This window comes from Variovorax sp. 05N34, assembly GCF_056397405.1.
Genome location: NZ_JBFTNI010000023.1, coordinates 1 through 10,240, shown reverse-complemented (window position 1 = coordinate 10,240; position 10,240 = coordinate 1). Strand labels below are relative to the sequence as shown.

Here is a 10,240-nt window from a genome sequence, read left to right as displayed (position 1 = left end):
GGGCGGGTCAAGGAAATGATCAAGCCCGGGGGCTTCAACGTGGCCACGCAGGAGATCGAGGTGTTCCTCAAGACCTACCCGGGCGTGCGCGAGGCCGTGGTGGTGGGCGTGCCGGACCGGCGCCTGGGCGAGGTGGGCTATGCCTACATCGAGGCGCGTCCGGGCGTGACGCTGGAGGCAGCGCAGCTGCAGGCGTACTGCAAGGCATCGATTGCCAGCTACAAGGTGCCCAGGCACGTGGAGTTCGTCACCAGTTGGCCCCTCACGGGCAGCCAAAAGATCCGCAAGCTCGAGCTCAAGGCCAGGGCGCAGGCCACGCTCGACGAAGCGGCGGCGAGCGCGCGCGAGGAGGCAAACCGGTGATCCACTACATCCTGCGGCGTCTCGGCCAGTCAGCGATCACCGTGCTGCTGGTGACGCTGATCATCTTCGTGATCGTTCGCCAGGTGGGCGACCCGACCCACCTGATGCTGCCGCCCGAAGCCACGGACGCCGACCGCGCACTTCTGCGCACTCAGATGGGCCTCGATCGTCCGGTGGTGGTCCAGTACGGCGCCTACCTGCTCGACCTGCTTCGCGGCAACCTCGGGATGTCGTACCGCTTCTCGCGACCGGCGCTCGGCGTCGTCATGGACGCGCTCGGCCCGACACTGCTGCTGACGCTGACCTCGCTGGGATTGGCCGTGGCCATCGGCGTACCGCTCGGCGTCGCCGCCGCGGTGCGCCGCGACAGCTGGATCGACCAGGTCTCGAAGGTCTTTGCCGTTCTGGGGCAGGCCGCGCCGCCGTTTCTCTTCAGCCTGCTTTTCATCCGGCTCTTCGCGATCCAGCTCGGATGGCTGCCGACCGGCGGCTACGGCCGCTCCGTCAATCTCATCCTTCCAGCGATGGCGCTCGGCTGGTATTCGTCCGCCGGGATCATGCGTCTGACGCGGTCGTCGATGACAGAAGTGCTCGACTCCGAATACATCAAGCTGGCGCGCATCAAGGGCGTGCCCGAGCGGGTGATCGTCTACCGGCATGCGCTTCGCAACGCGCTGCTGCCGGTCATCACCTTCATCTCGCTGCAGTTCGGCGTGCTGATGGGCGGCGCCGTCTCGGTCGAGTTCGTGTTTGCCTGGCCGGGGGTGGGGCGCCTGATCCTCGAGTCGATCTCCAATCTGGACTACACGGTCGTGCAAGCGGCCGTGACCGTCGGGGCCCTGATTTTCACCAGCGTCAACCTGGCTGTGGACATCGTCTACGCCACCATCGATCCGAGGATCCGCTATGCATGAAGTCCCCTCCACGGCCGCGGTCCCCGCGGGACGGCCCCAGGTGCACCGAAGGCCGGCCGATGTGCGCGTCGAGCTTCCCACGACCGGCTCGCGCAGCATGTTCCTGTCGCGCCTGCAGTTTGGCGTCGCCGCCTTCCTGGCCCTGGTGCTGATCGCATTCGCCCTCTTTCCCGGCTTCTTCGCGCCACAGGATCCGGCGGCGATCTCGCTGTCGGCGACCCTCAAGCCACCGTCGGCCGAGCACTGGTTCGGCACCGACCAACTGGGCCGCGACATGCTGTCGCGCACCATCTGGGGCTCGCAGGTCTCGCTCTTCGTCGCACTGTGCGCCGTGCTGGTCGCCGGCCTCTTCGGCGGGCTGCTGGGCATCGCGGCAGGCTATCTCGGCGGCGTGGCCGATGCTGTCGCCATGCGGCTGGCCGACATCCAGCTTGCGCTGCCCGCGGTGATCCTCGCGCTGGTGCTGGTCGGCGCGATCGGGTTCTCGATGTTCAACCTGATCCTCGTCCTGAGCCTGGCGAACTGGGCGCGCTTCGCACGCGTCACCCGCAGCGAGGCCCTGAGCCTGAGAGAGCGCGACTTCGTCCTGCTGGCGCGGCTGGCCGGCGCCTCGCGGCTGCGCATCATCCTTCAGCACATCTCGCCGAACGTGATCAACACCTTCATCGTGCTCGCCACGCTGGACGTAGGCATCATCATCATCCTGGAGGCCACGCTGAGCTTCCTCGGACTCGGCGTGCAGCCGCCCACCGCGTCGTGGGGCTCGATGATCGCCGACGGCCGCGGCTACCTCGAAACCGCCTGGTGGATCTGCGGCATCCCGGGCATGGTCCTCATGCTCGCGGTGGTTTCGGCCAACCTGCTGGGCGATGCGCTGCGCGACTGGCTCAGCCCCAACCTCACCCGGGCATGGTGAACGACGTGCAGCCACTTCTCGAGGCCCGCAATCTCACCACCATGCTGCGCAGCCGCCAGGCCGCGGGGCGCGGCGGCGCCGGTGTCGTCACTGCCGTCGACAACGTGAGCCTGAAGGTCGGCGCCGGCCGCGCACTCGCGATCGTGGGCGAATCCGGTTCCGGCAAAAGCATCACGTGCCTGTCGATGCTCGGACTGCTGCCCTCCAACGGGCGCCTCGTGCAAGGCGAGGTGCTGTTCAAGGGCCGCGACCTGGCCCGCATGTCGCAAGCCGATCTTCAGAAGGTGCGCGGCCGCGAGATCGGGATGATCCTGCAGGATGCGATGACCTCGCTGAACCCGCTCTTCACCATCGGCGACCAGGTGTCGGAGGTGTTCCGCTACCACCAGGGCATCACCGATCGCGCGACGCTCAAACGCAAGTGCATCGAGGTGCTGGAGAAGGTCAAGATCCCCGCTGCCGAAGAGCGCCTCAACAGCTATCCGTTCCAGTTCAGCGGCGGCATGCGCCAGCGCGTGTCGATCGCGATCAACATCGCCCTGTCGCCGGACCTGCTGGTCTGCGACGAGCCCACGACCGCGCTCGACGTCACGGTGCAGCTGCAGATCCTCAACCTGCTGCGCGATCTGCAGCGCGAGCAGAACATGTCGATCGTGTTCGTCACGCACGACCTTCATCTCGCGGCGCAGTTCTGCGACGACGTGGCGATCATGTATGGCGGTCGCATCGTCGAATCCGGACCGATCCGCGATGTCTTCGAGCGGCCGGTGCATCCCTACACGGTCGGCTTGCTGCAGGCGGTGCCATCGCTGGGGGCCTACGAGCGCCGGTTGGCCGCCATACCGGGCCAGCAGCCGACGCTCGCGCGCCTGCCCGAGGGCTGCCGCTTCCAGCCGCGCTGCAAGTTCGCCGTGCCGCAGTGCGCCACGCAATACCCCGACTGGTTCGAGTGGAACGAGGGCGAACGCCGGGTGGCCTGCTGGCTCACCGAGCAGCGACTGGGCGCCTACGAATCGCCGGCGCCTGCCGCCGCACGTCGCGCCGAAGCACTGCAGGAGGTCGGGCGATGAAGCGCATGGAAGACGGCGCGGCCGACGCCTACCTGAAGGTCCGCGACCTGCGCAAGGTCTACCAGATCCGCCGCGGCCTCTTCGGCCGGGCGCGGCCGTTGCAGGCGGTGGCGGGCGTGAGCTTCGATGTCCCTGCCGGCACCACCTTCGGGCTCGTTGGCGAGTCGGGTTCGGGCAAGACCACCATCGCCAAGATGCTCATGCTGGCGGAGCCGCCGACTTCGGGATCGATCGAAGTGGATGGCCAGAACCTCGATGGATTGAGCAAAGCCGAGCGCGATCGCTTCCATCTGGCGCTCCAGCCGGTGCTGCAAGACCCGTACAGCTCGCTCAATCCGCGCATGCGTATCGGCCGGATCATCGACGAACCGTTGCGCATCCATCGCGTTCTGGGTAGCGGCGAGCGGGACGCACGGGTTCGCGAGCTTCTGGAGCTGGTCGGCCTGCCCGGCGATGCCGGACGGCGCTTTCCCCATGAGCTTTCGGGCGGCCAGCGCCAGCGGGTTTCGATCGCACGCGCGCTCGGCCTGAACCCGCGCTGCATGATCCTGGACGAGCCCGTCTCCGCGCTCGACGTCTCCATCCAGGCGCAGATCCTGAATCTCCTGAAGGACCTGCAGCAGCGCCTGGCCCTGACCTACCTGCTGATCTCGCACGATCTTGCCGTGGTGGCCTACATGAGCCAGCGCATCGGTGTCCTGTACCTCGGGCAGTTCATGGAGATCGCCGACACCGCGGACATCGTCGAGAACCCGCGGCATCCGTACACCCGCGCGTTGATTGCATCGGTCGATTCCCGCGGCGCGCAGCGCGACGGCGAAGCGCCCGTGTCCGGCGAGATCCCGTCGCCGATGAATCCGCCGAGCGGCTGCCCCTATCACACGCGCTGCCCGCAAGCGACCGAACGCTGCGCGGCCGAGAAGCCCGTGCTGCGCACGCTGGCCCCGGGTCACTGGGTCGCCTGCCACTACGCCGAAACCCTGGTGCCGATGCGAGGGGCGACCGCCAGCCCTCGCGCGGTGCCGCCATCCGAAGTCCTGCCCGCCGGCGAAAGCCGTCCCCAACAAAAGGAAATCTCATGACATTCGATGCCCATGCCGTGCTCGACACGCCGCTGTTCAAGAAGCTCGACGAACTCGCAAAAACCAAGTTTCGCGAGCGCGAGCGCAAGACGCACGAAGAGGCATCCATGCCGATGGAAAACCTCCAGGACCTCTGGGACCTCGGCCTGCTGACGGCCACGGTGCGCCGCGATCACGGCGGTCTCGGCAGCAATGTCATGTCCGGCGATCCCGCGACCTTTCTGCAGGGCATCCGCACGGTGGCTCGCGGATCGCCGGGCACCGCGCACTGCATGCAAGTGCAGAACCACGTGGCGTGGGCCATCGACGAGATCGGGACGACCGAGCAGCGCGAGATGTTCGTGAAGCCGATGACCCGGTCGATGAAGCTTTCGTCCTTCGTCGGCAGCGAAGCCAACCGCAAGCACATGTACGTGCTGAAGACCACAGCCAAGCCGGTGGATGGCGGCTACATCGTCAACGGCAGCAAGAACTACGCGACCAACGGCTTCGAGAACGGCCTGGCGATCATCTTCGCCACCATCGAGGGCGAGACCGAGTACTTCAAGGGCCACCTGATGGTGATCGTCGAGCCCGGCATGAAGGGCGTCACCGCCAACCACGACTGGTACCGCCCGACGGGCATGCGCGCCTGTCCGAGTCCCGAGATCTACCTGGACAACGTCTTCATCCCACACACGCACGTGCTGGGCGAACCCGGTGCCTATCCCAAGGGGCGCTGGCAGGGGCGGTTCCACCTGGGCTTCGCGGCCAACTACCTGGGCGCCATCGAAGGCGCCTACGAGTGGGTAATGAAGGGCCTGAGGGAGCGCGGACGCGGAAAGGATCCGCTCGTGCAGCTGCGCGTGGGCGAAACGCAGACGATGCTGCACGGCGCGCAGGTGGTCTTCGAAGACGCACTGGCCTCCTGGACCCGCGGTGATGTGCAGGCAGCGGAGCTGGCATCCATGAAGGCGAAATCGATCTGCGCCCATGCGGCCCTCACGATGTCGCACACCCTGATCATGCTGGCCGGCTCGACCGCCCTCTTCGACGAATTCCCGCTCGGACGCCTGGTGCGCGACCTGGACACGCACGTGCTGCACGTCGGCCATGACCGCACCGCGCAGATCATCGGCGCCGCGGAACTCGGCGAGACCTTCGACTCCACACTGCAGCGCTGATCCCCATGGATTTTCAGATCACCCCCTCGCAGCGCGAGATGATGGCGGCCACCGAGAAGCTCTGCCGCCAGCTCCTTCCCCTGGCTCACGAGGCCCATGCCAAGGGTACGGCCGACGCGATGAACAGCCTGCGCCGCGAGATGGCCAGGCACGGCTTGCTCGGGCTCAACCTTCCGTCGGCCTACGGCGGCCTCGACATGCCGCTCCTGGACACCCTGCTGCTCCTGCAGGTGGTGCAGAGCGTCGATTCGACGATGGGTGGATTGACGCATCGCACCTCGACAGGCGCCGTGGGCGCGGTGCTCGAGATCGGCAACGAGGAACACAAGCGGGTCTTCGTCGGCGGCGTCGCGCGCGGCGAGATCGGCATCAGCATCGGCATCACCGAGCCCGAGGCCGGTTCGGCGGCCACAGCCATGCGCACGCGCGCTCGCATCGACGGCGACGACGTGGTCATCAACGGACAGAAGATTTTCATCAGCGCCGCCCGCGACAACCATGCGACGCTGCTGTACTGCCGCTTCGGCAACACGGGCCGCGCAAGCGACATCGGCGCCTTGCTGCTGCCGCACGACGCACCGGGCCTGACGATCTCGTCCGGCACCGTGAACATGGCCGGCGAGCGCCAGTACGAGCTCTTCTTCAGCGACTGCCGGGTGCCGCGCGCCAACATCCTCGCAGAGGGCAATGCCTTCGGCAAGCTCATCAGCGTCTACAACGTCGAGCGTCTCGGCAGCATCGCACGCATGCTGGGATCGGCCCAGGCGTCCTACGAGTACGCGCTGTCGTACGTCAAGGAGCGCAAGCAGTTCGGCCGCGAACTTGCCGACTTCCAGGGGCTGCAGTGGATGCTGGCCGAGATGAAGGTCAAGCTCGAAGCCGCCCAGCTGCTGACCTGGCGCGCCGCCGCGAACACCGCGGCCGGGCTGCCGTCGCCGCTGGAGACCTCGGTGGCCAAGGTCTATGTCGCGCAGGCCGCCAAGGAAATCTGCGACGACGCGATCCAGCTCCTCGGCGGCTACGGGTACATGACCGAATACCCGGTGGAAGGCCGCTACCGCGAAGTGCGAGGCGGCTCCATCTACGGCGGCACGCTGCAGATCCACAAGAACATGATCGCGAGCCACATCCTCCAGCGCAAGAACAGCCAGTGGGCCGGAAAGGGCGGCGAATGAGCATCCGACTGGACGACCGCGAACCGGTGATCGTCGACGCGCTGCGCACCCCTGTGGGCCGCCGCGGCGGCGCACTGCAGGAGATGCACGCCTCCGCGCTGCTGGCCCAGGTGCTGGTGGCGCTGTGCGATCGCAACGGCGTGCCGCGCGAGCGTGTGGACGACGTCGTCGCGGGCTGCGCCGCGCAGGTCGGCGAGCAGGCGGGCAATGTTGCCCGCACCGCCTTGCTGATGGGGGGCTTCCCGTTCAGCGTGCCCGGCGTGACAGTCACTCGCGCCTGCGGGTCATCCCAGCAGGCGGTTCACTTTGCCGACAACCTGATTCGCAGCGGGGTATGCGACGTGGTGCTCGCCGGGGGCGTCGAGCTGATGTCGCACACGGCAGGCGGCAACGACGACACGAAGTACGGCCGCAGGTATCCCGCGGATCTGGTCGAGCGTCTTTCCATGCCGACGATGGGCGAGGCGGCGGAGCGGATTGCAGAGCGCTGGAAGCTGGAGCGTGCCTGGCTCGACGAACTGTCCCTGCGCAGCCACGCGCTCGCGGCGGCGGCGCAGGACGCCGGACACTTGGCAACGCAACTGCTGCCCGTGGCCCTTGCCAACGGGGAGCGGCTCCAGGCGGACGAGGGAGTACGCAGAGGCGGGACGCCCGAGAAGATGGCGTCGCTGCAGCCTGCCTTTCGTAGCGATGGCCGCATCACCGCGGGCAATTCGAGCCAAGTCTCCGACGGCGCCGCGGGCCTGCTGCTGATGACCGCCGCTAAGGCGCGCGAGTTCGGGCTGCGTCCCCGCGCGCGGCTCAAGGCGCAACGGGTGGTCGGCGTCGACCCCGAGATCATGCTCACGGGGCCCATTCCGGCCACGCGACAGATCCTCGAACGCTCGGGGCTGTCGGTGGCCGACATCGATCTCTTCGAGATCAACGAAGCCTTCGCGTCGATTCTCGGTTCATGGCTGGCGGACATCGAGGCGCCGCTGGACAAGGTGAACGTCAACGGCGGATCGATCGCGATCGGCCATCCGCTGGGCTCCACCGGCGCGCGCCTCATGACCAACCTGATCTGCGAACTCGAACGCCGCGGCGGCCGGTACGGGCTGCAGTCCATGTGCTGCGGCGGCGGACTCGGGACGGCGACCATCGTCGAGCGCCTCGATTGATCGTGGCGCCGCCAAGGAGACCTGCATGACGGAAATCGACCGCAGCCTGATCGGCCAACTCTCGGAGCCTTTCACGGTGGAGGTGGAGGCCGGCGCGATCCGCAAGTTCGCGGATGCCATCGGAGATCCCAACCCGCTCTATCGCGATGCTGCCCACGCGCAGGCGCTGGGCTACGCAAACGTGGTCGCTCCGCCCACCTTCCCGACCTGTTTCCGGCCGCCGAAGGAGCCGCCCTGGTTCGCAGCGCTGGACCGGCGCCGCGTGGTCGCGGGCCAGACGTCCTTCGACTACGTGCGCCCTATCGTCGCCGGCATGCGCCTGAGCTGCCGCGTGCGCTTCGTCGGCGTCGAGGACAAGCAGGGCAGCAAGGGCCACATGGAGCTGCTGCACCAGGCCGTCGAAGGGCGCGACGAGAACGGCGAACTGGTCTTCACCGCGGGGCGCAGCACGGTCTACCGTTCGCTCGCGCAGGTCGAGAAGCGGAGCCTTGCATGAGCCAGGCACAGAGTGATCTCGCGATTGGCAGTCGCTTCGAGCTCACGACCGAGCCCGTGACCCGGCAACAGCTGGTGCGCTATGCCGGCGCATCGGACGACTACAACCCGATCCACTACGACGAGCAATACGCGGCCGATGCCGGGTTGGGCGGCGTGATCGCGCATGGCATGTTGACCATGGCATTCATGGCGCGGGCCGCCAGCGACTGGGCCGGCGCGGGCGGCCAGGTGCGCCGGATCGCCGCGCGCTTCACGGCGCCCGTGCGGCCGGGCGATGCAGTGCACGTGGTGGGCGTGATCACCGGAATCGGCGAGGCGGATTCGGCCGGCGAAGTGCAGTGCCGCATCGATGCCGACGTCGCAGGCCGGGCCGTCGCATCCGGCGAAGCGACATTGAAGCCGGGCCGGCGCTGACTCCGCAGAGCGCGTGTCCATGACTCTCCCGAACGCATCTCTCAACTGGCGCCAGTGCACCTTCGGCGATGCACTGCTGTGGGCGGCATCGGCGCATCGCGGCCGCGAGGCCGTCGTGGTCGGTGCGCAGCGCATCGACTTCGCCACGCTCGCAGCGCGGGTCTGCGCCTTCGCACGCGGCCTGATCGAGTGCGGCGTGGTGCGTGGAGACAAGGTGGCGCTCTGGATGGGCGACGGCGCCGAGTGGATGATCGCGCGCTGGGCGGTGCCCATGATCGGGGCTGTGCTGGTGCCGGTGAACACGCGTTTCCGTGCGTCCGATCTTGAATACGTTCTGGCGCAGTCGGACACGTCGACGCTGATCATGCAGGACGCATCGCGCGGGGTGGCCTACCTGCCGCTGCTGGCGCAGCTCGAACCGGCCTGGGCCGATCAGCCCCTCGGTGCCTGGCGCAGCGCGCGATTGCCGATGCTGCGGCGCGTGATTGCAGCCGCCCCCACTGTGCTGGCAGCGGGGATCTCGCCTTTCGAGAGCATCGAGCGGGCCGGACACGAGCGGCTCGGCGGGGCTGCCATGGACGAAGTCCTGCGCGCCGCGATGGCCGCGGTGGGCCCCGACGACGTTGCGCAGATCCTCTATACCTCCGGCACCACGTCGTTTCCAAAGGGCGCACAGGTGTGCCACGGACCGCTGCTGCAGAACAACTGGCAGACCGTTTCGCGCATGCACCTCACGCCGGCGGATCGCTATCTTTCGTGTGTGCCGCTGTTCTCGGCGACCGGCACGGGCTACACACTGTCGATGCTTCTGGCGGGCGCCGCCATCGTCATCGTCGATCGCTTCGAGCCGCGCAGCTTCTGCGAGACGGTCGAGCGCGAGCGCATCACGATCAGCTTCTTCGTCGACACGATCGTGCAGGACCTGATGGCCTTCGAAGACCGTGGCCGCCACGACCTCTCCAGCCTGCGCACCGGCACGGGCGCGCCGCTGTCGAAGGGCTCTTTCCTGTGGGCCACGCACACGCTCGGCGTGCCGGAACTGGTCGGTGTCTTCGGCATGTCCGAGACGTCGAATGCCGTGTGCCGGACGGACTGCAGCGATCCGCTGGACAAGCGTGCCGGCACGAACGGTCGCCCGGTCGAGGGGGTTCGCATCCGCATTGCCGACGTGGAGACCAACCAGACGCTGCCCAGCGGCACGGTCGGGGAGATCTGCATCGCCGGCTACGTGCTCATGAAGGGCTACTACAAGCGCCCCGAAGAAGACGCCAAGGCTTTCGATGCCGAAGGCTGGCTGCACAGCGGCGATCTGGGCGAGTTGGATGCGGAGGGCTATCTCATCTATCGCGGGCGGGTCAAGGAAATGATCAAGCCCGGGGGCTTCAACGTGGCCACGCAGGAGATCGAGGTGTTCCTCAAGACCTACCCGGGCGTGCGCGAGGCCGTGGTGGTGGGCGTGCCGGACCGGCGCCTGGGCGAGGTGGG

11 protein-coding genes are annotated in these 10,240 nt (G+C 67.6%); all 11 read left to right on the top strand.

The window, feature by feature from the left end:
- A partial coding sequence (locus AC1DMA_RS30010; RefSeq protein WP_478146459.1) for an AMP-binding enzyme occupies window positions 1-363 on the top strand: 363 nt, incomplete at its 5' end.
- On the top strand, window positions 360-1,277 hold the full coding sequence (locus tag AC1DMA_RS30005; protein ID WP_478146458.1) for an ABC transporter permease: 918 nt from the start codon (window positions 360-362) through the stop codon (window positions 1,275-1,277). The genes AC1DMA_RS30010 and AC1DMA_RS30005, both read left to right, overlap by 4 nt.
- Entirely contained in the window at window positions 1,270-2,193 is a 924-nt protein-coding gene (locus AC1DMA_RS30000) for an ABC transporter permease (RefSeq protein WP_478146457.1), read from the top strand. Before AC1DMA_RS30005 ends, AC1DMA_RS30000 begins: the two co-directional genes overlap by 8 nt.
- Before the next feature lie 5 nt (window positions 2,194-2,198).
- Window positions 2,199-3,263 (top strand): ABC transporter ATP-binding protein, encoded by a 1,065-nt coding sequence (locus tag AC1DMA_RS29995; protein ID WP_478146456.1) that lies wholly within the window; start codon window positions 2,199-2,201, stop codon window positions 3,261-3,263.
- Window positions 3,260-4,345 carry an ABC transporter ATP-binding protein gene (locus AC1DMA_RS29990; RefSeq protein ID WP_478125957.1) on the top strand — a complete coding sequence of 362 codons (1,086 nt, stop codon included), beginning with the start codon at window positions 3,260-3,262 and terminating at the stop codon, window positions 4,343-4,345. The genes AC1DMA_RS29995 and AC1DMA_RS29990 overlap by 4 nt, the downstream gene beginning before the upstream one ends.
- Entirely contained in the window at window positions 4,342-5,508 is a 1,167-nt protein-coding gene (locus tag AC1DMA_RS29985; protein WP_478125956.1) for an acyl-CoA dehydrogenase family protein, read from the top strand. The genes AC1DMA_RS29990 and AC1DMA_RS29985 overlap by 4 nt, the downstream gene beginning before the upstream one ends.
- A gap of 5 nt (window positions 5,509-5,513) precedes the next feature.
- Complete coding sequence (locus AC1DMA_RS29980; RefSeq protein ID WP_478125955.1) at window positions 5,514-6,683, top strand: acyl-CoA dehydrogenase family protein; 1,170 nt, start codon at window positions 5,514-5,516, stop codon at window positions 6,681-6,683.
- A complete protein-coding gene (locus AC1DMA_RS29975) occupies window positions 6,680-7,843 on the top strand; it encodes a thiolase family protein (RefSeq protein WP_478125954.1) in 1,164 nt (387 codons plus the stop codon). Before AC1DMA_RS29980 ends, AC1DMA_RS29975 begins: the two co-directional genes overlap by 4 nt.
- A gap of 25 nt (window positions 7,844-7,868) precedes the next feature.
- On the top strand, window positions 7,869-8,339 hold the full coding sequence (locus tag AC1DMA_RS29970) for an FAS1-like dehydratase domain-containing protein (RefSeq protein WP_478125953.1): 471 nt from the start codon (window positions 7,869-7,871) through the stop codon (window positions 8,337-8,339).
- Complete coding sequence (locus tag AC1DMA_RS29965) at window positions 8,336-8,755, top strand: MaoC family dehydratase (protein WP_478125952.1); 420 nt, start codon at window positions 8,336-8,338, stop codon at window positions 8,753-8,755. Before AC1DMA_RS29970 ends, AC1DMA_RS29965 begins: the two co-directional genes overlap by 4 nt.
- Window positions 8,756-8,774: 19 nt before the next feature.
- The coding region (locus tag AC1DMA_RS29960; protein ID WP_478146455.1) for an AMP-binding protein at window positions 8,775-10,240 on the top strand (1,466 nt) is incomplete at its 3' end.

Coding starts and splice junctions, on each gene's coding strand:
- AC1DMA_RS30000 (WP_478146457.1), top strand. CDS start 1,270: ATGCATGAAGTCCCCTCCACGGCCGCGGTCCCCGCGGGACGGCCCCAG.
- AC1DMA_RS29990 (WP_478125957.1), top strand. CDS start 3,260: ATGAAGCGCATGGAAGACGGCGCGGCCGACGCCTACCTGAAGGTCCGC.
- AC1DMA_RS29985 (WP_478125956.1), top strand. CDS start 4,342: ATGACATTCGATGCCCATGCCGTGCTCGACACGCCGCTGTTCAAGAAG.
- AC1DMA_RS29980 (WP_478125955.1), top strand. CDS start 5,514: ATGGATTTTCAGATCACCCCCTCGCAGCGCGAGATGATGGCGGCCACC.
- AC1DMA_RS29975 (WP_478125954.1), top strand. CDS start 6,680: ATGAGCATCCGACTGGACGACCGCGAACCGGTGATCGTCGACGCGCTG.
- AC1DMA_RS29970 (WP_478125953.1), top strand. CDS start 7,869: ATGACGGAAATCGACCGCAGCCTGATCGGCCAACTCTCGGAGCCTTTC.
- AC1DMA_RS29965 (WP_478125952.1), top strand. CDS start 8,336: ATGAGCCAGGCACAGAGTGATCTCGCGATTGGCAGTCGCTTCGAGCTC.